General features: G+C 54.4%; 28 protein-coding genes. 21 read left to right on the top strand and 7 right to left on the bottom strand.

Annotated elements, in window-relative coordinates:
- The 3 genes from RTY00_RS03175 to RTY00_RS03165 form a co-directional block, all read left to right on the top strand.
- Nucleotides 1–815 (top strand): methyl-accepting chemotaxis protein (locus tag RTY00_RS03175; RefSeq protein ID WP_312663369.1); only part of this gene is annotated, 815 nt, incomplete at its 5' end.
- 11 nt (nt 816–826) lie between these two features.
- Nucleotides 827–2,116 carry a sugar ABC transporter substrate-binding protein gene (locus tag RTY00_RS03170; protein WP_312663368.1) on the top strand — a complete coding sequence of 430 codons (1,290 nt, stop codon included), beginning with the start codon at nt 827–829 and terminating at the stop codon, nt 2,114–2,116.
- A 173-nt stretch (nt 2,117–2,289) separates the two neighbouring features.
- Nucleotides 2,290–2,613, top strand: a complete 324-nt coding sequence (locus tag RTY00_RS03165; RefSeq protein WP_008105368.1) for a DUF6388 family protein — start codon at nt 2,290–2,292, stop codon at nt 2,611–2,613.
- Nucleotides 2,614–2,808: 195 nt separating this feature from the next.
- Here the strand turns inward: RTY00_RS03165 and iraP are convergent, their stop codons facing one another.
- A complete protein-coding gene (iraP, locus tag RTY00_RS03160) occupies nt 2,809–3,102 on the bottom strand; it encodes an anti-adapter protein IraP (RefSeq protein ID WP_008105371.1) in 294 nt (97 codons plus the stop codon).
- 62 nt (nt 3,103–3,164) lie between these two features.
- Here iraP and RTY00_RS03155 point away from each other — a divergent pair, with 62 nt between their 5' ends.
- Nucleotides 3,165–3,404, top strand: a complete 240-nt coding sequence (locus tag RTY00_RS03155; RefSeq protein ID WP_008105373.1) for a DinI-like family protein — start codon at nt 3,165–3,167, stop codon at nt 3,402–3,404.
- Nucleotides 3,405–3,424: 20 nt separating this feature from the next.
- Here RTY00_RS03155 and RTY00_RS03150 read toward each other — a convergent pair whose 3' ends face one another.
- From RTY00_RS03150 to RTY00_RS03135, 4 genes are all read right to left on the bottom strand, one after another.
- Nucleotides 3,425–3,691, bottom strand: coding sequence for a hypothetical protein (locus RTY00_RS03150; protein WP_008105375.1), 267 nt, complete (start codon nt 3,689–3,691; stop codon nt 3,425–3,427).
- A gap of 156 nt (nt 3,692–3,847) precedes the next feature.
- Complete coding sequence (locus RTY00_RS03145) at nt 3,848–4,261, bottom strand: hypothetical protein (RefSeq protein ID WP_312663367.1); 414 nt, start codon at nt 4,259–4,261, stop codon at nt 3,848–3,850.
- 82 nt (nt 4,262–4,343) lie between these two features.
- Nucleotides 4,344–4,673 (bottom strand): hypothetical protein, encoded by a 330-nt coding sequence (locus tag RTY00_RS03140; RefSeq protein WP_179450302.1) that lies wholly within the window; start codon nt 4,671–4,673, stop codon nt 4,344–4,346.
- Entirely contained in the window at nt 4,654–5,043 is a 390-nt protein-coding gene (locus RTY00_RS03135) for a hypothetical protein (RefSeq protein ID WP_008105381.1), read from the bottom strand. The genes RTY00_RS03140 and RTY00_RS03135 overlap by 20 nt, the downstream gene beginning before the upstream one ends.
- Nucleotides 5,044–5,187: 144 nt before the next feature.
- Between RTY00_RS03135 and RTY00_RS03130 the strand changes: the two genes are divergently transcribed.
- Both RTY00_RS03130 and RTY00_RS03125 read left to right on the top strand, forming a co-directional pair.
- Nucleotides 5,188–5,835: a S24 family peptidase gene (locus RTY00_RS03130; RefSeq protein ID WP_312663366.1), complete on the top strand. Its 648-nt coding sequence runs from the start codon at nt 5,188–5,190 to the stop codon at nt 5,833–5,835.
- Between the two features lie 120 nt (nt 5,836–5,955).
- Nucleotides 5,956–7,167, top strand: coding sequence for a diguanylate phosphodiesterase (locus RTY00_RS03125; RefSeq protein WP_008105386.1), 1,212 nt, complete (start codon nt 5,956–5,958; stop codon nt 7,165–7,167).
- Between the two features lie 32 nt (nt 7,168–7,199).
- Here RTY00_RS03125 and RTY00_RS03120 read toward each other — a convergent pair whose 3' ends face one another.
- Nucleotides 7,200–7,907 carry a YnfC family lipoprotein gene (locus tag RTY00_RS03120; protein ID WP_312663364.1) on the bottom strand — a complete coding sequence of 236 codons (708 nt, stop codon included), beginning with the start codon at nt 7,905–7,907 and terminating at the stop codon, nt 7,200–7,202.
- A gap of 139 nt (nt 7,908–8,046) precedes the next feature.
- Entirely contained in the window at nt 8,047–8,358 is a 312-nt protein-coding gene (fliE, locus tag RTY00_RS03115) for a flagellar hook-basal body complex protein FliE (RefSeq protein ID WP_008105389.1), read from the bottom strand.
- 258 nt (nt 8,359–8,616) lie between these two features.
- Between fliE and fliF the strand changes: the two genes are divergently transcribed.
- The 15 genes from fliF to RTY00_RS03040 form a co-directional block, all read left to right on the top strand.
- Entirely contained in the window at nt 8,617–10,338 is a 1,722-nt protein-coding gene (fliF, locus tag RTY00_RS03110; RefSeq protein WP_312663362.1) for a flagellar basal-body MS-ring/collar protein FliF, read from the top strand.
- Nucleotides 10,335–11,327, top strand: a complete 993-nt coding sequence (gene fliG / locus RTY00_RS03105) for a flagellar motor switch protein FliG (RefSeq protein ID WP_176970362.1) — start codon at nt 10,335–10,337, stop codon at nt 11,325–11,327. The genes fliF and fliG overlap by 4 nt, the downstream gene beginning before the upstream one ends.
- Complete coding sequence (gene fliH, locus RTY00_RS03100; RefSeq protein WP_137386041.1) at nt 11,320–12,021, top strand: flagellar assembly protein FliH; 702 nt, start codon at nt 11,320–11,322, stop codon at nt 12,019–12,021. Before fliG ends, fliH begins: the two co-directional genes overlap by 8 nt.
- A complete protein-coding gene (gene fliI / locus RTY00_RS03095) occupies nt 12,021–13,385 on the top strand; it encodes a flagellar protein export ATPase FliI (protein ID WP_176970360.1) in 1,365 nt (454 codons plus the stop codon). Before fliH ends, fliI begins: the two co-directional genes overlap by 1 nt.
- 19 nt (nt 13,386–13,404) lie before the next feature.
- Nucleotides 13,405–13,848 (top strand): flagellar export protein FliJ, encoded by a 444-nt coding sequence (gene fliJ / locus RTY00_RS03090; RefSeq protein WP_008105396.1) that lies wholly within the window; start codon nt 13,405–13,407, stop codon nt 13,846–13,848.
- Nucleotides 13,845–15,110, top strand: coding sequence for a flagellar hook-length control protein FliK (locus tag RTY00_RS03085; protein WP_312663359.1), 1,266 nt, complete (start codon nt 13,845–13,847; stop codon nt 15,108–15,110). Before fliJ ends, RTY00_RS03085 begins: the two co-directional genes overlap by 4 nt.
- A gap of 129 nt (nt 15,111–15,239) precedes the next feature.
- Complete coding sequence (fliL, locus tag RTY00_RS03080) at nt 15,240–15,725, top strand: flagellar basal body-associated protein FliL (protein WP_176970358.1); 486 nt, start codon at nt 15,240–15,242, stop codon at nt 15,723–15,725.
- Between the two features lie 4 nt (nt 15,726–15,729).
- A complete protein-coding gene (gene fliM / locus RTY00_RS03075; protein WP_008105401.1) occupies nt 15,730–16,737 on the top strand; it encodes a flagellar motor switch protein FliM in 1,008 nt (335 codons plus the stop codon).
- A complete protein-coding gene (gene fliN, locus RTY00_RS03070) occupies nt 16,730–17,140 on the top strand; it encodes a flagellar motor switch protein FliN (RefSeq protein WP_008105402.1) in 411 nt (136 codons plus the stop codon). The genes fliM and fliN overlap by 8 nt, the downstream gene beginning before the upstream one ends.
- A gap of 2 nt (nt 17,141–17,142) precedes the next feature.
- The gene (gene fliO, locus RTY00_RS03065) at nt 17,143–17,538 is read left to right on the top strand and encodes a flagellar biosynthetic protein FliO (protein WP_154157384.1); all 396 of its coding nucleotides are present in this window, start codon (nt 17,143–17,145) and stop codon (nt 17,536–17,538) included.
- A complete protein-coding gene (gene fliP / locus RTY00_RS03060) occupies nt 17,538–18,269 on the top strand; it encodes a flagellar type III secretion system pore protein FliP (protein ID WP_036648594.1) in 732 nt (243 codons plus the stop codon). Before fliO ends, fliP begins: the two co-directional genes overlap by 1 nt.
- A gap of 25 nt (nt 18,270–18,294) precedes the next feature.
- Nucleotides 18,295–18,564, top strand: coding sequence for a flagellar biosynthesis protein FliQ (gene fliQ / locus RTY00_RS03055; RefSeq protein WP_008105408.1), 270 nt, complete (start codon nt 18,295–18,297; stop codon nt 18,562–18,564).
- Nucleotides 18,564–19,352, top strand: coding sequence for a flagellar biosynthetic protein FliR (gene fliR / locus RTY00_RS03050; protein ID WP_008105410.1), 789 nt, complete (start codon nt 18,564–18,566; stop codon nt 19,350–19,352). Before fliQ ends, fliR begins: the two co-directional genes overlap by 1 nt.
- Nucleotides 19,353–19,982: 630 nt before the next feature.
- Complete coding sequence (gene rcsA, locus RTY00_RS03045; RefSeq protein ID WP_008105413.1) at nt 19,983–20,618, top strand: transcriptional regulator RcsA; 636 nt, start codon at nt 19,983–19,985, stop codon at nt 20,616–20,618.
- Nucleotides 20,619–20,760: 142 nt separating this feature from the next.
- On the top strand, nt 20,761–22,422 hold a 1,662-nt coding region (locus tag RTY00_RS03040), incomplete at its 3' end, for a methyl-accepting chemotaxis protein (protein WP_312663354.1).

The following is a 22,422-nucleotide window of genomic DNA, read 5'->3' as shown; positions in this document are numbered from 1 at the left end:
GCGAACTGATGCAGTCGCTGCTGCGCATGGATGTGCGTCTGGCGGAGATCGTGCGTGAAGTGGGCGAAAGTGCCAGCGCACTGAGTGATGCGGCGCGGCAGATGGCCGACGGCAATGATGATCTCTCTGAACGCACCCATTCGCAGGCCAGCTCGCTGGAGCAAACCGCTGCCAGCATGGAGCAGATGACCGCCACGGTGAAACATAACGCCGATAACGCGGCGCAGGCCAACGAACTGGCCACCGATGTGCGTCATCAGGCCGAACGCGGCAGCAGCGTATTGCGTGATGCGGTCAGCGCGATGGAGGAGATCGAATCCTCCAGCAAACGCATCGCCGATATCAACCGGGTGATCGATGAGATCGCCTTCCAGACTAACCTGCTGGCGCTCAACGCAGCAGTAGAAGCGGCGCGCGCAGGTGAACAGGGGCGCGGCTTTGCCGTAGTGGCGTCCGAAGTGCGCCAGCTGGCACAGCGATCCGCCGGAGCCGCGCACGAGATCAAAGCCTTGATCGATGCCAGCGTCGGTAAAGTGGAAGCCGGCAGCGCGCTAGTGCAGCGTTCTGGCGCGATGCTCAATGACATCAATCTGGGCGTGGCGCGCGTGGTGGATATTGTCGGTGAAATCGCCGTGGCCAGCCGCCAGCAATCCAGCGGTATTGAGCAGGTGAATACAGCAGTAATTCAGATGGATGGTGCGACGCAGCAAAACGCCTCGCTGGTGCAGGAAGCCAGCGCCGCCAGCCAGACTGTCAGCGAACATGCCGGATTGCTGGTGGAGAAGATGGCCTTCTTCCGCCTGCAACAGCGTTAAGGAGCAACATGATGCGTAAACTTCTCGCGATGTTGCTCGCCACGCCGCTGCTAAGCCACGCGGCGACCACGCTGAATATCGCCACCATCGCTAACGGCGATATGACCATCATGCAGCAGCTCGCCACGCGCTACGAACAGGAGCATCCGGACGTCAAACTGCAATGGCATGTGATGGACGATGGCGCACTGCGTCAGGCGGTGCTGTCGGCGATGAACAGCGGTCAGGCACAGTTCGATGTCATCACCGTCGGCACCTATGAAGCGCCGCTGTGGGGCGAAAAAGGCTGGCTGGCACCGCTGAATAAGCTGCCCGCCGATTACGACAGCGATGATCTCATCGCGCCGGTGCGCAAAGCCCTATCGTTCCAGCAAACGCTCTACGCCCTGCCGTTCTACGGTGAAAGCAGCATGACCTACTACCGTAAAGATCTGTTTGCGCAGAAAGGGTTAACCATGCCGGATAATCCTGACTGGACAGATATCAAGAACTTCGCCGCCAAGCTCACCGATGCGCAAAAAGGCATTTATGGCCTGTGCCTGCGCGGCCAGCCTGGCTGGGGCGATAACGTGGCGTTCATGACCACCATGGCGAACGCCTATGGCGCGCAGTGGTTCGATGAAAACTGGCAGCCGACGCTCAATTCGCCGGAGTGGCGCGAGGCGCTGGGTGATTATCTGCAGGTGGTGAAGCAGGATGGACCGCCGGACACAGTGAAAAACAGTTTTGGCCAGATTTTGCGCCTGACCGCGCAAGGCAAGTGCGCGATGTGGATCGACAGCACGGTAGCAGCCGGTTTGTTGGTTAATCCGCAGATCTCATTAGTCGCCGATAAGCTGGCCTTTGCGCCTGCGCCGGGCGGCATCACGCGTAATGGTTCGAACTGGTTATGGTCGTGGGCGCTGGCGGTACCGGCCAACACGCCGAACCGTGAGGCGGCGATAGCCTTTATTAGCTGGGCGACGTCAAAACAGTACATCCAGCAAGTGGCCGATACCGTCGGCTGGGGCGCGGTGCCGCCGGGCAGCCGCAACTCCACTTATCAGCAGGCGAGCTATCAGCGTCTGGCGCCGTATGCGGCGCAGGTACGTGCGGCGATTGATTCGGCTACCGTCGAGCAACCCACGCTCAATCCGGTGCCTTATCAGGGCGTGCAGTACTTGAGCATCCCCGGATTTGACCAGATGGGTAACGCCGTCGGGCAAAATCTGGCGGATATGCTGAGCGGCAAACTGACGCTGGATGAGACGCTTGAGAAGAATCAGCAGGACGTCGCGCGGATTTATCAGCAGTTGCATTGATGTTGTACGAATGACGCGCGCGCCAGGTCGCCATGAATGGCGACCCTACGAAACCTGTAGGGTGCGCATTAATGCGCACCTGGTTGCCATGAATATCGATCCAACAGCGGAATCCTGACAACGCAGCTTACGCGCGTTACACTAACGCGCAAGTTGATATGCAGGAACACCGAATGAAAACCCCAGAAGAGTATTACGCTCAGGCACGCACCATGTTTTTCGCCGCCCACCCCGATTTCCAATCCGCACTGGATGAACTGACCGAAAGCGATGCACGCCAGGCGAACCTGTCGCTGGCGCAATTACGCGCCTGGCATGCTGAACGTATTTATGCTGCATTTTTGCGTCAGAAGAAGCTGGACGGCATGCTGTTTTCCATTCAGCTGGCAGAACCCGACAAAGCCGTCGCCGCGGATGCCATTGAAAAGTATCTGAAATCTCACGCGGAAGCGTTAGGAATGACGTGGGAAGAGTTCTGTATCAAGAACGAGCTTTAAGTGCAACGCATTGAAAATGCATCAAAGATACATCTCCAACCACACAAATTGTTCAGGAAAAAGTTGTACAAGTCGATCGAACTTGTATAACTTACTCATCACGACGTAAGTCGTAGATTGTCCTTGAACGAATGGTGCTGTTGCACCGCCTCTGGAAGTGTTGCTGGATTTCCACTTCCAGAGGTCATATTTTTTCTACCCTTCCCGCTCGATCCCTTTCACTTCGATATAACTTGCCACCGCCAGTAGACGATTAACGTGGGTAAGCAGCAGATCCACATCCGACTGTAAAAAATCCTGCGACGCACGCGATGCAGTGACAATTGCATCCTGCACCGTATCGGAAATGGTCAGCGTATTATCCTCTTTCGCCTGAATCAGCAGTGCCGCAATCAGCAGTGACTGCGCCTCAACCTGCGCCACCAGCTCTTTTGCTTCCACATCCATTTTTGCCATTTTCAATAAGATATCGATAACCAGTTGGCGCATGTTTACCCCTGTTTTTATTTACAGTACTATATCGCACCCGATCCAATGAATGGAACGCCCTGATGTTTGTGGAGTTGATTTACGATAAGCGCAACGTGGCCGGATTACCGGGCGCACGTGAGATGATTTTGCAGGAGTTGGAAAAGCGTGTACAGCGCGTCTTTCCCGATATTGAGGTGCGCGTCAAACCAATGGAACGTAACGCGATAGATACCGATTTGAGTAAGAACGATAAAGCGACAGTTGCGCGGATTGTTGAAGAGATGTTCGATGAGGCAGAAATGTGGCTGGTGGCCGATTAGGCCACCAGTGCGTTAGAGGCTTAGCTCTCCTGCTCAGCATGGTTGATGGCGATTTCCAGATCCTGAATCGCCTCATCAATGTCATCCAGTAGCTTGCCCTGTTTGTTCAGCAAGGTATCGAAGCGTCCCGCATATTCTGTGTCTTTATACTCACCCGCATCAAAAGCCAGCCAGTGGGCAGACAGCGTCTCAGTGTTGGTCTGCGCGTAGTGGCGCATCTCTTTAAGCTGGGAGGTGACATCACGCAGGTAGTCAGTTTTGGTTTTTACAGTTTCTGTATCACTCATGCTATCTTCCTTTTCGCTTAATAAGACGATTTAAATAACGCTTGAAGGATTAAAGATAGTGCAAAATATCGAAGCTGCCTTAGGAATAATCGGAAGTGACTAAAACCTGTGAGTAAACAGGGGACATCCCGGTCCCCGATGGTCCGTCGTCAGGCATTACAGATACTTCCTCGCCAGTTCAATCAGTTCATCCTTCGCGGCATCACCCAGTTTGATCACGCCCTGCTCGACAAAGTTAAACGCGCGGCCGAAATCCTTCACGCCTTCTGAGAATGCCTCACTTGCGTCATGGCTCTGCGTCGCCGCTGCAACGGCGGGCGGCGCTTCGGCTGCAATGGGAGCAGCGGCTTCCGGTACGCTGGGCGGCGCAACCTCGGCTGCAGCAACGGGCGCAGCCTCCACAGGCGCAGGTGTTATCGTCTCAGATGTAACAGCCGGTGCCGCTTCAGGTACCGCTGCAACTGCGGCTGGCGCTGACGCCGCGACTGGCGTAGCCACTTCGTTGGCGAAATCTTCCGCAGGTGACGATGCGATGGTGGTGGTTGGATTGATAACAGTTTGATCGCTCATAATGCTCTCCTTCTTACTGAATAAAGATCGCAGTCGGGTAAGCGTGGCTGCAATCCACGTGGTGATTCGCATGGTGCCCTCCTTAACGCTTGGGTTGAGGTGGCGATTTATCTCCTTCAGCCGGTTTCCCCTTATCAGCCGGATTGCTGATTGGGTGCTTCGCTATCCCATCGAGTTTGTTCTGTAGCGCCACCAACTGGCTGGTGAGTTCCGCCACGCGCGCTTCACGTCGTTCTGAGATCGTTCGATATTGCTGTCGAATCTCCTCGACGCGCTGATTGGCGCTGTTACTCACAAACAGAAACAACACCGTCATCGCCACGCACATCAGCGACAGCATCAGCAGAAAGCCGCCGAAGAACAGTTGGCGTCGATGGTTTTTCACTACGTACTCACTGTTTATCTGCATCATCACGACTCTCCTCCAGAGTGGTAATCAGTTGATTAACCTGGCTGCGAAACTTATCGCTATGCTCGGTTTCGGTGGTCGCCAGTAAAATACTCAGGGCGTTTTTGATCAGCCGCAGATCGGTTTCCAGCGAAGAGATTCGCCGCAGGTTTTTGTCGTGTCGGACGCGCAACTCATCGTTTTCCTGACGCATCAAGGCATGACCTTCTTTGAGCAGCATCACCTGTTCTTTGTAGCTGGTGATGATCTCCCCGCCGGCACGATTGCTGGTGACGATAGCGGCGATACCCGCCATTAACGGTTTCCAGAACACAGCTGCTGCGCCGCCGCCGAGAAGCAACGCACCTACGCTGGTGACTAAACTACTTTCCATGCTTTACCTCTCACCCCTGGCAAGGGTTGTGCCCCATAAGCACGCTGACCACCCTTGCCAGCTTCGCGGTCAACGCCTGAATTTAAGTTTACTTTAACTTATGAATTTAAGTATACTTAAGTCGTTCCTTCAGGAGATGTCAAGATGATGAAAAAAGAATCTTCCGGTGAGCGCATCCGGGCACGACGTAAAGCACTACAGTTAACGCAGCAGGCGCTGGCGAAGAGCATCGGTGTATCGCATGTGGCTGTATCACAATGGGAAAAAGAGGAAACCGTACCGCGCGGCGAGAACTTATTGCGGCTCGCGGAGTGGCTGCAATGCACAGCGGCGTGGATTATTGATGGGGACGGCGAAGTGTTTTCCACCCACGCCAAAGCCGCGCCGGTTATGGCGGTGCCATTGATTAGCCTGGCGCAAGCGTCAATGTGGTTGGGCGAGCAGCGGTTGTTACTGAAACAGCAGGCAACGCGCTTTCTCTACAGTGAAAGTCAATTGGGCGATGGCGCGCTGGCGGTCACGGTGGAAGACCACGCGATGCAGCCGGATTACCGGCCCGGTGACAGTGTGATCTTTGATCCAGACGTTCAGCCACAGCCTGGCGATGTGGTTTTGGCGCTGGTCGATGGCGCGGCGCTGGTGCGAATTTATCGTCTGCAAACGCAGCAGCAGGATGAGAAAATCTTCACATTGCGCGCGCTCAATGATGATTTTCCTCAGCTGCATTCTGAGGAAATTTCGCTGCAAATCATCGGCACGTTAATGGAGTTGAGACGTTACCGAAGCGGCTAGCCGCTGCGCTTAAACCATTATTTTAAAAAAAGTTTAGGCTGAGCGCGGGAAGCTATGGACAGACCCCGCTGTAAGCCTGTTAATCTAGCCGCAAAATTATAAATTAGCCGGACAATCGCCATGCTCACCACCATCCTTTATCGCAGCCACCTGCACGACCATGTGCCGATCAAAACGCTCGAAGATATGGTTGCCAAAGCCAATCGTAAAAACAAAAACTCGGATGTCACCGGCATCCTGCTGTTCGACGGCCTGCACTTCTTCCAACTGCTGGAAGGCCCGCGCGATGCGGTTCAGGGCATCTATCAGCGTATTTGTCAGGACGCACGTCACCACAATCTGGTGGAGTTGATGCACGACTTCGCGCCAGAACGCCGTTTTGGCAAAGTCGGCATGGAGCTGTTCGATCTGCGCGAGCATGACAAAGACACTGTGCTGCAAGCGGTGCTGGATAAAGGCACCTCGCGTTATCAGCTCACCTACAAAGATCGCGCACTGCAGTTTTTGCGCACTTTCGTGGTGGCGCGCGACAAAGAGAACTACTTTGAGATCCCACCCGCCAGCACATGGGAATTTATTCCCGATGATGAATGGCTGAATGAGCTGGATGACCTTGATCAGAGCGTGCAGGATTGCCGCTTTGCCTTTCAGCCGATTATCGATCCCTTCGCACGCCGCGTGACTTCACTTGAAGCGCTGATTCGCACGCCGAACGGCGGCTCGCCGGAAGAATATTTCTCTGCGTTTGGTGGTGAGGCGATTTATCACGCGGATATTCAGTCGAAACGCCTGGCGTTTAACGTGGCGAGCAAACTGGGCATTGGCGAGCATCGCTTATCTATCAATCTGCTACCGATGTCGCTGGTGACGGTGCCAAACGCGGTGGATTTCCTGCTGGCGGAGATCAAAGCCAGCGGGCTGGTGCCGCAGCAGGTGATCGTCGAAGTGACCGAAAATGAGATCATTTCGCGCTCGGATGAATTTGCTGCCGAAGTGAGAAAGTTGAAAGCCGCGGGGATTAGCCTGGCGCTGGACGATTTTGGTGCCGGTTTTGCTGGCTTGTCGCTGTTATCGAAATTCCAGCCGGACAAAATCAAAATCGATCGCGAGATTATCCGCGATGTGCATAAAAGCGGCCCGAAGCAGGCGATCATGCACGCCATCATTAAATGCTGCGCATCGCTGGAAATCGCGGTAATTGCCGAAGGTGTGGAACAAGCCGAAGAGTGGATGTGGCTGGAAGCGGCGGGCATTAGCCAGTTCCAGGGTTTCCTGTTTGCGCATCCGCTGTTGAATGGATTCCCGGCGGTGGCGTGGCCCGAGATTAAATAGTGTGGCGGTCGCCATAAATGGCGACCCTGCAACTAATAATACGTCACCTCGATATTGCCATACTGCTTATCAACCACCTCGCCCGCCGCGTTGGTGGTAATAATGTCGCAATAATAGGGAACATCGTTTTTATATTTGCAGACATTGCTAACGGTTTTAATCTGGTCATTACGCTTCACCGTGGTGACCACGTCAGAAATCTTTTTCTTATCTTCTGCCCGCACTGCAGTAGCACGCGACACTTCCGTTCCGGCCTGAGTAATACTCAATACCGCCATTTCACCCGCGCTATTATAGGCGAGGTGAAACGCTGCATCGGAAGCAGGCGATGAGATCTGCTCCACCAAACCCTGTTTGTTGTAGGCAATATCTACCGTCATGCTGGGCGTGACTTTCTTCACCATGGCGCAGTTTTTATCCAGCGTCACCACCACGTCCTGACCGTTTTCGCTGCCTTTTAATTCGTCGCCATCGCGCGCAACCTCAATCACTTCGCCCTCTTTGCCCACCGATTTAACATGCGTTGGGCAGCCGTTGCGGTCGAAATCGACGCTCACTTCGAAGATTTGCTGGCCATCGGCGGTGAACAGCGTTTGATGGGTATTTTTGACTTTTCCAGGCAGCGCTTCGAATTGATACAGATAGGCAAAGTTTTTCATTTGCGGGTAATAGGTCGCGTCATCCTTGTCACATCCTGAGAGCAGAACGATGGCGATTAAAAACAGCAGGGTTTTCTTCACGTGAGAATCCTCTTCTCAAAATAAGGCAGCGCGTTGGGCGGTGTATTCACTGTGATGCAGCGACCTTCCCGCCTGAGATAAAACCATCACCGCGCTGAACTATACCCGAAAGAAATACCCAATAGAAACTCGAAAGAAACTACACCTGCATACTCATAATATCGGTATACGCTGACACCAGTTTGTTACGCACCTGCACGCCCATCTGCATGGAAATAGAGGATTTTTGCAGATCGACCATCACATCATTTAACTGAATGCCGGGTTTACCCATTTCAAAATCCTGCGCCTGCGCGCGCGCTGTTGTCTGGGTTTCGCTGATCTTGTCGAGTGCTGCTTTCATGGTGGCACTAAAATCGACCTGATTGGTTGATTCCGCCTGCTTACCGCTGGCCTGCAGAGATGTCATCTGCAGCTGCTGCAGCACACCCTCAATCGCCTGAATTGACATTGCCTGACCCCTAATGAAGAAGTGATTAAATTTTCACGATGAGAAAGTTAACACACTGTCAATAGGACAAAGGCGCTAAATGACCGCAAAAAACCCGGCTTATCCACCCATCGATGTGACCCGAATCATCAAATAATGCCTGCCAATAAGTGGAATTTAATTTTTCTCCTCTCCCGGTTTTAGGGGAGAAGTCTTCAGGGAGTACGTTTTGTCACCACAACACCACACCCGATCAATAATTTCAGGCAGGAATCGGTCATGAATGCGAGTGCAGCCGCTACACCAGAGACAGCAAAGAAAGGCTTCAGTGACCTTTTCGCCCGCCTGCGCGCCAATCCGCGAATTCCTTTAATTATTGCTGCCGCTGCGGTTATCGCAGTGGTGTTTGCGTTGGTGCTGTGGGCAAAAGCGCCAGACTATCGCGTCCTTTATAACAACCTCTCCGACGAGGATGGCGGCGCGATTGTCACTCAACTGACGCAAATGAATATCCCTTACCAGTTCGCCGATAACGGTGGAGCACTGATGGTGCCCGCCGATAAAGTGCATGAACTGCGTCTGCGTCTGGCGCAACAAGGTCTGCCGAAAGGCGGCAACGTTGGCTTCGAACTGATGGACAAAGAGAAGTTCGGTATCAGCCAGTTCAGCGAGCAGATCAACTATCAGCGTGCGCTGGAAGGTGAACTGTCGCGCACCATTGAAACGCTCGGTCCGGTAAAGAGCGTACGCGTGCATCTGGCGATGCCGAAACCGACCTTGTTCGTGCGTGAGCAGAAAGCCCCTTCCGCTTCAGTAACGCTGAATCTGCAACCTGGCCGCGCGTTAGATGAAGGCCAGATTCAGGCCATTCAGCATATGGTCTCCAGCAGCGTGGCCGGTTTACCGCCGGGCAACGTTACCGTTGTCGATCAGGCCGGCCGTCTGTTGACCCGCTCCGATAGCGAAGGTCGCGACCTGAATGATGCGCAACTGAAATATGCCTCTGAAGTGGAAGCGCGCTTCCAGCAGCGCATCGAGGCAATCCTGAATCCGATTGTCGGTCAGGGCAATGTGCATGCGCAGGTGACGGCGCAGATCAACTTTGACCGCAGTGAACAGACTGACGAGAAATACCAGCCGAACGCCAATCCAAACAATACCGCTGTGCGTTCACGCCAGACCAGCAACTCCGAACAGAATGGCAGCGCCTATCCAGGCGGCGTGCCAGGCGCATTATCAAATCAGCCTGCGCCAGCCAACACTGCGCCGGTGACCAATCCGCCAGCTAATAATGCCAACGGTCAGAACGCGAGCGCGCAAAACGCCAATGCGCAGAATAACGGCAGCACCACCAGCACCGCACAATCTTCTGGCCCGAGCAGCTCAACGCGTAACGACACGGTTAACTACGAGCTGGATCGCACCATTCGTCATACCAAGCTGAACGTCGGCGATGTGCAGCGTCTGTCGGTTGCCGTGGTGGTGAACTACCGCGACGACGGCAAAGGCAAAGCGGTGGCGCTGAACGAACAGCAGATCAAGCAGATTGAAGATTTAACCCGCGAAGCGATGGGCTATTCACAAACCCGTGGCGACAGCGTCAACGTGGTGAACTCGCAGTTCAACATGACCGAGCCAGCCGGTGGCGACCTGCCATTCTGGCAGCAGCAATCGTTCTTCGATCAGTTGATGACTGCCGGTCGCTGGCTGCTGGTGGCGTTGGTTGCCTTCATCCTCTATCGCAAGCTGGTACGTCCACAGCTGATGCGTAAGAAAGCGCAGGAACAAGCAGCCGCGGAAGCGCTGGCAGCCCGCTCTGCCGCAAGGGAAGAAGAAGAAGCCTTTAACGTTCAGCTCAGCAAAGACGAGCTGGATCAGGAGCGTAAATCTACTAACCGCATGAGCGCCGAGGTGATGAGCCAGCGTATCCGCGACATGTCTGAAAACGATCCGCGCGTCGTCGCGCTGGTTATCCGCGAATGGATGAGTAAAGAACTATGAGTCTGACCGGTACAGAAAAAAGCGCCATTCTGATGATGACCATCGGCGAAGAGCGCGCGGCGGAGGTGTTCAAACACCTCAATCAGCGTGAAGTTCAGCACCTGAGTGGCGCCATGGCCAACATGCGCCAGGTTTCACACAAGCAGCTGACCGAAGTGCTGCGCGAGTTCGAAATCGATGCTGAACAGTTTGCGGCGCTGAGCCTCAACTCCAACGATTACCTGCGCTCGGTGCTGATCAAAGCGCTGGGCGAGGAGCGCGCCTCAAGCCTGCTGGAAGATATTCTCGAGAAAAACGAGACCACCAGCGGCATGGAAACGCTCAACTTTATGGAGCCACAGGCGGCCGCCGACCTTATTCGCGACGAGCATCCGCAGATTATCGCCACCATCCTTGTCCACCTCAAACGTGGTCAGGCGGCAGATATTCTGGCGCTGTTCGACGAGCGTCTGCGCCACGATGTAATGCTGCGTATCGCCACCTTCGGCGGTGTCCAGCCGGCGGCGCTGGCGGAACTGACCGAAGTGCTGAACAACCTGCTCGACGGTACCAACCTCAAGCGCGCGAAGATGGGCGGCGTGAGAACCGCAGCAGAAATTATCAACCTGATGAAAACCCAGCAGGAAGAAGCGGTTATCGAAGCAGTACGCGACTTCGATGGCGAGCTGGCACAGAAGATCATCGACGAAATGTTCCTGTTCGAAAACCTGGTGGAAGTGGACGACCGCAGCATCCAGCGCCTGCTGCAGGAAGTGGAATCCGAGCAGTTGCTGGTGGCATTGAAAGGTGCCGAGCAGCCGCTGCGCGAGAAGTTCCTCAAGAACATGTCTGCCCGTGCGGCCGATATCCTGCGCGACGATCTGGCCAACCGTGGTCCGGTACGTATGTCGGCGGTGGAGAACGAACAGAAGGCCATTCTTCTGGTGGTGCGCCGCTTAGCAGAATCCGGCGAGATGGTAATTGGTGGTGGCGAGGAAACCTATGTCTGATGCCTTTTCCGCCCGCGCGTGGCAGCGCTGGCAGCCTGATGATTTAGGCAGCCCGTTCGGTGCCGAACCGGAGCCTCAACTTGAGGAGCCGGAGATCGATGTCGAACTGAGCGCCGAAGCGGAACAGCAGCAACAGCTGGAACGTATGCAGCAGCAGATGCGCAAAGATGCGCAGACGCAGGGCTACAGCGAAGGCTACCAAAAGGGTTTTGCCGAAGCGCAACAGAACGGCTATGACGCCGGATTCCAGCAAGGCTTAGCCGATGCGCAACAGCAGCAAGCGCCGCTACAGGCGCGTATGCAGCAGTTGGTGACCGAATTCCATCACACGCTGGAAGCGCTCGACAGCGTGATTGCTTCTCGTCTGATGCAGCTGGCGCTGGAAGCCGCGCGCACGGTGATTGGCCAGGCCACACAGGTGGATGGCACCGCCCTGCTGCGTCAAATCCAGCAGCTGATTCAGCAGGAACCGATGTTCAGCGGCAAACCGCAGCTGCGCGTCCATCCTGACGATTTACAGCGCATCGAGCAGACGCTCGGTCCTACGCTGGATCTCCACGGCTGGCGCTTGCTGGCCGACAGCACGCTGCATCCTGGCGGCTGTAAGCTTAGCGCCGAAGATGGCGACCTTGATGCGAGCGTGGCAACGCGCTGGCAGGAGCTGTGCCGCCTGGCCGCTCCGGGGACACTGTAATGACCTCCTCACGCCTTTCACGCTGGCTCGGCGCACTCGATGCCTTCGAAGATCGTATTTCACAGGTGCAAACCGTGCGTCGCTACGGTCGCCTGACGCGCGCCACCGGTTTAGTGCTGGAAGCCACCGGGCTGCAACTGCCGCTTGGTGCTACCTGCATTATTGAACGTACCGATGGCAGCAAGATCACTGAAGTTGAGAGTGAAGTGGTCGGCTTCAACGGCCAGAAACTGTTAATGATGCCGCTGGAAGAAGTGGACGGCATTTTGCCGGGTGCGCGCGTTTATGCGCGCGTCAGTGGCGACAGCGGGCACAGCGGCAAACAGATGCTGCTGGGCCCGGAGCTGTTGGGTCGCGTACTCGACGGCAGCGGCAAACCGCTGGATGGTTTGCCCGCGCCGGAAACCGGCTATCGCGCCCCGCTGATCACCGCGCCGTTTAACCCGCTACAACGTACACCGATAGAAGATGTGCTGGATACCGGCGTGCGCGCCATCAACGCCCTGCTTACGGTTGGTCGCGGTCAGCGTATGGGCCTGTTCGCCGGTTCCGGCGTCGGTAAAAGCGTGCTGCTCGGCATGATGGCGCGTTACACCAAAGCCGACGTGATTGTGGTGGGCTTGATTGGTGAACGTGGTCGTGAAGTAAAAGAGTTCATTGAAAACATTCTCGGGGCCGAAGGCCGCGCGCGTTCGGTAGTGATCGCCGCACCCGCTGACGTCTCGCCGCTGCTGCGTATGCAGGGCGCGGCGTATGCAACACGTATCGCCGAAGATTTCCGCGATCGCGGCCAGCACGTGCTGCTGATTATGGATTCCCTCACCCGCTACGCCATGGCGCAACGTGAAATCGCGCTGGCGATCGGTGAGCCGCCAGCCACCAAAGGTTATCCGCCTTCGGTGTTCGCCAAACTGCCCGCGCTGGTGGAACGCGCCGGTAACGGCACGCACGGCGGCGGTTCAATCACCGCGTTTTATACCGTTTTAACCGAAGGCGACGATCAGCAAGACCCGATTGCCGACTCGGCGCGTGCGATTCTTGACGGCCACATTGTGCTGTCGCGCCGTCTGGCGGAAGCCGGTCACTATCCGGCGATTGATATTGAAGCGTCGATCAGCCGCGCCATGACCTCATTAATTGATGAGACGCACTATGCGCGCGTGCGCCAGTTCAAACAGTTGCTCTCCAGCTTTCAGCGTAACCGCGATCTGGTGAGTGTGGGTGCGTATGCCGCAGGCAGCGATCCGATGCTGGACCGCGCCATCAAGCTCTATCCCGAGATGGAAGCTTTCCTGCATCAGGGCATTTTCGAACGCAGCGACTACGACGATGCCTGTTTGCATCTGCAGGCGATGTTCGGTTAACGCCAAACGAGGTTAAGTCATGAAAACGGCCAGTGCGATCAACAAGCTGCGCGATATGGCGGAGCAGGAACTGGAGAGTGCGGTGATTCACCTCGGCGATATGCGTCGTGGTGTGCAGCAGGCCGACGAACAACTCAGCATGCTGCTGGATTATCAGGATGAGTATCGCAACAAGCTCAATCAGGATATGTCCGGCGGCATCGCCAGCACGCGCTGGACCAATTATCACCAGTTTATTCAGACGCTGGAAAAAGCCATCGAACAGCATCGCCAACAGCTTTCCCAGTGGAATCAGCGCCTCGACACCGCGCTGAGCAACTGGCGTGAAAAGCATAAGCGACTCAATGCTTATCAAACGCTGATTACGCGCGCTGAGGAAAACGCATTACGACAAGAAAACCGTCTCGATCAGAAACGGATGGATGAATTTGCCCAACGGGCCGCATTGAGGAAAGGCGAATGATTACGCTGCCAACAGTTGCTACGCAAACCTCGGTTTTGGGAGACGCTGACAGTTCAGTTTCATCAGATCTTTTGCAGGGCGCAGATAGCCTGCCGCAGGGATTTATTACTGAACTCGGCAACCGCTTGCTGACGCTGGTAAAGCAACAAGCTGTTAACACGCAATCGACTGATCTGACAGCAGAAGTTGATGAAAAAGACGTCATTAAGGCCCCTTTGAGCGCGTTATTGCAGGCGCTGGATAAACCAGATGCGTTAAACGCACTTTTACAACCGGAAAACACTAAAGCCACGCTGAAATCAGCCGATGATAAAGACAAGAGTGAGGCAAGTTCGTTAACTGCCAGCGACTTACAGAATGTGCAGGCGTTATTCGCCATGTTGCCGGTGGCGGTTGAGAACCACAACAGCATAGCCACGGTAAGTAGCGGCACAGGCGAAGGCAAAGCTGACACCCGCGCTTCGCTTAATTCAGCATTGTTAAGCGGTTCGCTTGAAGGTGCAGTAAAAGAAGAAACCGCACAGCCAGATAGCACAGCGAAGAAATCCAGCGATGTTGGAACGCTCTTAACGCAAACGGCAAGCAGCACGCAGACCAGCAGCAGCGTCAACACCAGCGCCAGTAACAGCAGCGGCTTAACGCTGGATGAGAGTTTTAAGCAGGTGCTGAATGCGCTGAGTAAGCCGGAAGAGCGCACCGCCGCGCAGAGCAGTGATGACCAGGTAGCGCCATTAACCAGCGCACCGCTCAGCGCCACCAGTTCACTGGTGAGCAGCACCGCCTCGACCAGCACCACGCCGTCGACGCCCATGCTGAATGCGCAGCTCGGCAGCAGCGAGTGGCAGCAGGCGCTGAGTCAGCAGATTGTGATGTTTAGCCGCAACGGGCAGCAGAACGCCGAATTGCGTTTACATCCACAGGATCTGGGCGCGATCCAGATCAGCCTGACGCTTGATAAGGATCAGGCACAGTTAAGTATGGTTTCCAGCCACAGCCAAGTGAGGGCCGCGCTGGAAGCGGCTCTTCCTCAGCTGCGTACAGCGCTGGCGGAGAGCGGAATAAACCTGGGACAGAGTAACGTCAGCAGCGACGCCTTCGCACAGGGCCAGAGTTATCAGGGCCAGCAGGAAGGACGTCGTGACGGACAGCACGGCAGCTTTACCCTCTCCCAGGACAGTGACAACGAGATAACGCCTATTGCCGTCCCGGCAGCCCTTCAAGCGCGCGCGGCCGGTAACGGCGCTGTCGATATCTTTGCCTGACAGCCGCTAAACGCTGAAGGTAAGCGTAAAACCCGCGTCTTTTCTTCCCATTGTTTGACTTAAGACGCGGGATAATCTGTCCAGGTAAGCCGAGAGGCTTGCCCATAATTCACAGGAAGTAACTGCAAGATGTCTGATAACGCGAAAGCTAAAGGCCGCAAACGTTCACTACTACTACCGGTGTTACTGATTGTAACGCTGGCCGCTTGCAGCGTGGCAGGCTATGCAGTCTGGCGAATGATGAATAAACACGAAGGCAGCCAACCGGACGCGGCGAAAGTCGAGCCACCGGCTGCTCCCGTATTTTTTGCAATGGATACGTTTACAGTAAACCTGGTCAATCCTGACAACGATCCCGACCGTGTGCTGTACGTGGGTTTCACCCTGCGTCTGCCCGATGAGGATACCCGTCGTCGGTTGAACGATTACCTGCCGGAAGTGCGCAGCCGTCTGCTGTTACTGCTTTCGCGTCAAAGCGCGACGGCACTGGCAACAGAGCAAGGCAAACAGGCCCTGGTTGAGCAGATCAAACAGGCACTGGCGCCGCCGCTGGTAAAAGGTCAACCGGCTCAGGTTGTCAATGACGTGCTGTTTACCGCCTTCATTTTGAGGTGATTTAATGGGCGATAGCATTCTCTCCCAGGCTGAGATTGACGCGCTGCTTAATGGCGACAGTGACAGCGCGGAAGTAGAGAACAGTTCCAAAGGGACCGATGGCGACATCCGTCCCTATGATCCCAATACTCAGCGTCGCGTCGTACGTGAGCGTCTGCAGGCGCTGGAGATCATCAACGAGCGCTTTGCCCGTCATTTCCGTATGGCGCTGTTTAACCTGCTGCGCCGTAGCCCCGATATTAGTGTGGGTGCGATCAAGATTCAGCCGTACCACGAGTTCGCCCGCAACCTGCCGGTGCCAACCAACCTGAACCTGATCCATCTGAAGCCGCTGCGCGGCACGGCGCTGGTGGTGTTTTCACCGAGCCTGGTATTTATTGCTGTCGATAACCTGTTTGGCGGCGACGGTCGTTTTCCGACCAAAGTTGAAGGCCGTGAATTTACCCATACCGAACAGCGCGTGATTCGCCGCATGCTGAAGCTGGCGCTGGATGGTTATAGCGACGCATGGAAAGCGATCTATCCGCTGGAAGTCGAGTATGTGCGTTCTGAGATGCAGGTGAAATTCACCAACATCACCACTTCACCGAACGACATCGTGGTTAACACGCCGTTCCAGGTGGAGATTGGTAACCTGGTCGGTGAATTCAATATCTGTATTCCATTTTCGATGATTGAGCCGCTGCGCGAGCTGCTGGTCAATCCACCACTGGAAAACTCACGCCGTGAAGATAATCACTGGCGCGACAATCTGGTGAAACAGGTGCAGCACTCGGAGCTGGAGCTGATTGCCCACTTCGCCGAAACATCGCTGCGCCTGTCACGTATTTTGCAGCTGAAACCTGGTGACGTCCTGCCCATTGAGAAGCCGGACCGCATCATTGCTCACGTCGATGGCGTACCGGTGCTGACCAGCCAATACGGCACCATCAATGGCCAGTATGCCCTGCGTGTAGAACATTTGATTAACCCGATTTTGAATTCGCTGAACGAGGAACAGCCCGATGAGTGACAGCAAGAAACCGTCCGACGACGACATCTCCGCGGACGATCTGTGGGCTGCAGCTATGAACGAACAAACCACCACCAGCGCGCCAGATCCGACTGAGAATGTCTTCAAATCGCTGGAGAATCCTGGCATCAGCGGTTCGCTGCAGGATATCGACCTGATTATGGATATCCCTGTCAAACTGACCGTGGAACTGGGTCGCACCAAGATGACCATCAAAGAACTGCTGCGTCTGACGCAGGGTTCGGTGGTGGCGCTGGATGGCCTGGCCGGTGAACCGCTGGATATTCTGATCAACGGTTATCTGATCGCGCAGGGTGAAGTGGTGGTAGTGAACGACAAATATGGCGTGCGCATCACCGATATCATTACCCCGTCTGAACGTATGCGTCGTCTGAGCCGTTAAGCATGTTAAAGCACACGCAAGCGGAACAACCGGTAGCGAGCCAGCCGGTGGTCTCAACCGGTTCGGTGATAGGCCAGGTCAGCAGCGTGCTGGCGGTGATTGTTCTGCTGATTCTCGGCTGCGGCTGGCTGGCGAAACGTCTCGGCTTTGCGCCGAAAACGGTGACCGGCCAGGCGCTGAAAGTCAGCGCCACCGTGCAGGTGGGTCAGCGCGAGCGTGTGGTGATTGTTGATACCGCCGATGCGCGTCTGGTGTTGGGCGTCACCGCCCAGCAGATTACGCATCTGCACTCGTTACCGCCGCTGCCGCCGGAAGAACAGGCCAATAACAGCGCTGCCCCGCAGGATTTTCGTCAGCTGTTCCAGAATCTGGTTAAACGTCCCGGAAAACCACAATGATGCGTCGATTACTTGCTCTTCTGCCGCTGCTGTTGCTGGCACCGGTTGCCCATGCGCAGCTGCCAGGTTTAATCAGCCAGCCGCTGGCCAATGGCGGCCAGAGCTGGTCGCTGCCGGTGCAGACGCTGGTTTTCATTACCTCGCTGACCTTTATTCCGGCCGTGTTGCTGATGATGACCAGCTTCACCCGTATCATCATTGTGTTTGGTTTACTGCGTAACGCCCTCGGCACGCCATCTGCGCCACCAAACCAGGTGCTGCTCGGTCTGGCGCTGTTTCTGACCTTCTTTATTATGGCGCCGACCTTCGACAAGATTTACTCCGACGCCTATCTGCCGTTCAGCCAGGACAAAATCAGCATGGCAGACGCGATTGATAAAGGTGCGCAGCCGCTGCGTGAATTTATGCTGCGCCAAACGCGCGAAGCCGATTTGGCGCTGTTTGCGCGTCTGGCCAACACCGCGCCGATTCAAGGCCCGGAAGCGGTACCGATGCGCATTCTGCTGCCGGCGTATGTCACCAGCGAACTGAAAACCGCCTTCCAGATTGGTTTCACCGTGTTTATCCCGTTCCTGATCATCGATCTGGTGGTCGCCAGCGTACTGATGGCGCTGGGAATGATGATGGTGCCGCCGGCCACTATTTCCCTGCCGTTCAAGCTGATGCTGTTCGTGCTGGTGGATGGCTGGCAGCTGCTGGTGGGTTCACTGGCGCAAAGTTTCTACTCGTAACCCGACATTTCCCGAGGAGTGCAACATGACACCTGAATCAGTAATGGTTATGGGCCAGGAAGCGATGCGCGTCGCGCTGCTGATGGCCGCGCCGATGTTGCTGGTGGCGTTGATCAGCGGTTTGATCATCAGCGTGCTGCAAGCCGCGACCCAGATTAACGAACAAACGCTCTCCTTTATCCCGAAGATTCTGGCCGTTGCCGCTACCGCGGTGATCGCCGGTCCGTGGATGCTGAATCTGATGCTGGATTACATTCGCACGCTGTTTAGCAATCTGCCGTACATCATTGGCTAATGATTAACCTCGACAGCAGCCAGCTGATCCATTGGGTCGCACAATTCTTCTGGCCAATGGTGCGTTTGCTGGCGCTGTTTGCCAGCGCGCCGGTGCTGAGCGAAAAATCGATTCCCAAACGCGTCAAGATTGGCCTCGCGGTATTAACCACCTGGATCATCCTGCCGGTGCTGCCGCCGGTAGAAGCCACATTATTTACGCCCGCTGGATTTTGGTTGCTGCTGCAACAGTTGCTGATTGGCATCAGCATCGGCCTGACCATGCAGTTCGCCTTTGCAGCGGTGCGCATGGCGGGGGAAGTGATTGGTTTGCAGATGGGTTTGTCCTTCGCCACCTTCTTCGATCCCGGTAGCCGCCTGAACATGCCGGTGCTGGCACGTTTTCTCGATATGCTGGCAATGCTGCTGTTTCTTACCTTCAATGGACACCTGTGGCTGATCTCGCTATTGGTGGACAGTTTTCACACCTTGCCGATCAGCGACCAGCCGCTCAACGCCAATGCCTTTATGGCGTTAGTCAAAGCCGCCGGATTAATTTTCCTTAATGGCATGATGTTAGCGCTGCCCTTAATAGTTCTACTCCTCACGCTAAACATGGCACTAGGTTTGTTAAACCGTGTTTCACCACAGCTATCGATTTTCGCGGTTGGCTTCCCGATTACCTTAACGGTGGGCATCCTCAGCGTTGGGTTGATGATGCCGCTGCTTGCTCCTTTCTGCGAACATCTGTTCAGCGAAGTCTTTGATTTACTCGCCCAGTTTATGTCAGAACTTTCCCGCGCGAGTTGATTAACTATTCTGTAGGCGTTCTTAAGTAATAGTTAAGCAACCAGAAACAGTCTGTGCATTTTTCGAACCATTTTTTCCAGAAATCAACTGAGGAAATTCTGATAAATGCGCATTTTAGGTGAAAATTATTCTTATTAAACCGCGCTTCGCGTATTTTAGTCAGACGATTCCTAAGGGGCTAAACCTTGAGAATTGGTTGATGAAATGCTCAAAGGGCTGTTTTTAAACAAAAAAAATTTCAAAGCGATTTTTCTTGTCTAAATCCCTTTTTTCCGGCATTGTCAACGCTCGCTGAAGCGTCATACTTTCGCTAAACAAATGTTTTTAAGATTTGTCCTATCAGATTTGTCTGTGATCTGCGCGATAGTGACAGGGCTCTCAAAACAGAGCGAATTAAACACTTAATGCAAATCCTCAGCCATCCCTACTATGGCTGGGCTGAGAGTGACGTGGATGTACTAAAAAAAATAACTTCGCAGCACGGTTCAGGGAAGAGTCATGATGGCGCATGGATTTCTATCGCCAATCTGCCGAGCAGAATAAAAAAGTGTCTTTGGAAATTTCTCTCGTACCGCAAACGCGTATTCATCGTTGATTTAAACGGATAACAAATTGGTGAGGGTCGCTATAATGCCAACGATTATTATGGATTCATGTAATTACACACGCCTGGGTTTGTCTGACTATATGTCTGCGAAAGGAGTTAAAAAGAAAAATATTACTCCTGTCTCTGACATCGACCAATTGCAACAAAGATGTGAGCAAATAAAGCCGGGCGTCGTGTTTATCAACGAAGAGTGCTTTATTCACGAATCTGATTCCAGCGATCGTATTCGTGCTATTATTATGCAGCATCCTGACACCTTATTCTTTATTTTCATGGCGATCTCGAATATCCATTTTGAGGAATACCTCTACGTTCGTAAGAACCTGATTATTACGTCAAAATCGATAAAAACTTCGACGCTGGATTCTTTGTTAGGCACTTACCTGCAAAAGAAACTCAACGCTTCGCCACGTATTTCTGCTGGGCTCGACGTGCATCCACTGACATTAAGTCAGACTGAATCAAATATGCTGAAAATGTGGATGTCAGGTCATGACACCATTCAGATATCTGAGAACATGCAAATTAAAGCCAAAACCGTTTCGTCACATAAAGGTAATATTAAACGTAAAATTAAAACCCATAATAAGCAGGTTATTTATCATGTCGTACGTTTGACTGATAATGTCACCTCAGGGATTTATGTTAACGTGCGATAATTTCCTTCAGTGAATAAAGGGGCCAATCCAGCGATTGGCCCCTTTCTCGTTTTGCGAGTTTGATCTCACTTTCCTGCCTAATCCTTTCTCCTTGCCTGCCGATGCTTATTCTCATAACACCTACCTACATGAGAGCAAGGATATGAAAACAGCATCGATTGATGAGCAATATAAGCTCAGCATCTGGCAGAACCTGCGCCTGATGCCTTTGTTCAGTATGATCTTTGGTGGCATTCTGCTGCTTTTTGCCCTGTGCATTGGACTCGCCAGCTACTTTTTGATTCAGAGTAATAACTCACTCAATGATGCAACGGAAGAAATTCAAATCCGCATGGGCATCTCCAACAGTTCTAACCATCTGCGTACTGCGCGACTAAATGTGCTGCAATCCGGTGCCGCCGCGCGTATTGGCGAGATGGATGGTTATCGTGCCGATTTAGCGCGCACCGAGACGCGTATTAAACAAGCGCGCGAAGGCTTTAAACTCTATATGGATCGTAAGGCGAAAACGCCGGCGGATATTGCCCTCGACGAACCGCTGACCGCCAGCTTCAATGCTTATATTGATAAAGGCCTCAAGCCGATGATTGAATCGGCTAAGCAAGGCAGCTTTGAAGGCATTGTGGCGCAGGAAACCGACGTCACGCGCAAACTTGATGACGCCTATAACGCCGTGCTGTTAAAGGCGATTAAAATACGTACCGACCGCGCCGAAGCGATTAACGCTGCAGCGGCACATCAATCGCGCGTCGGCTTTATTGCGATGGCAATCGCATTTGTCGCGGCATTAGTGTTAGTGCTGCTGACCTTCGTGTTCCTGCGTCGCGTGGTGATTAACCCGCTGCGCCAATCTGTTGACCGCATCGAACGTATTGCGCAAGGCGATTTGACCGCACCGGAGCAAGCCTATGGCCGCAGCGAGATTGGTAGCTTGCTGCATAACCTGCAACTGATGCAGGCGTCGCTGGTGCGTACTGTAGGCACGGTGCGTGAAGGTGCGGTGGCGATTTATCAGGGTTCCAGCGAAATCTCCGCCGGTAACACCGACCTCTCATCGCGTACTGAAGAGCAGGCCTCAGCGCTGGAGCAAACTGCTGCCAGCATGGAGCAGCTCACTGCAACAGTGAAACAGAACGCCGAGAATGCCCATCACGCCAGTCAGTTGGCTGCCGATGCCTCCAGCAAAGCGCGCAGCGGCGGCGATCTGGTGAGCGGCGTGGTGCAAACCATGACCAACATTTCTGGCAGCTCGAAGAAGATTGCCGAGATCACCAACGTCATCAATAGCATCGCCTTCCAGACCAATATTCTGGCGCTGAACGCTGCGGTGGAAGCGGCGCGGGCCGGTGAGCAAGGCCGTGGTTTTGCCGTGGTGGCCAGCGAAGTGCGTAATCTGGCACAGCGCAGTGCGCAGGCGGCTAAAGAGATTGAAACCTTGATCGCTGAATCGGTAGGTTTGATTACCAACGGTTCACGCCAGGTCGGTGAAGCCGGTAATACCATGGGCGAGATTGTTGAGGCGGTGCGTCGCGTGACGGATATTATGGCGGAGATTGCTGCCGCGTCGGATGAGCAGAGCCGTGGCATCCAGCAAGTGAGTCTGGCGGTGACCGAGATGGATAACGTGACGCAGCAGAACGCCTCGCTGGTTGAGGAAGCCTCTTCAGCAGCGGCTTCGCTGGAAGATCAGGCCGGCCGATTAACGCAGGCGGTAGCGGTGTTCCGTTTGAATGATGCGCCGGTTGCGCAAGTGGCTAAAGCGGCGCAGTCCGGGTTGCGTACGCCAAATCTGGCGCCGCGTCCG

Origin of the sequence: Pantoea sp. CTOTU49201 (genome assembly GCF_032054795.1) — a bacterium.
Taxonomy (GTDB): domain Bacteria; phylum Pseudomonadota; class Gammaproteobacteria; order Enterobacterales; family Enterobacteriaceae; genus Pantoea; species Pantoea symbiotica.
The sequence above is the reverse complement of the archived record's forward strand: the minus strand, read 5'-3'. Positions and strand labels throughout refer to the sequence as shown.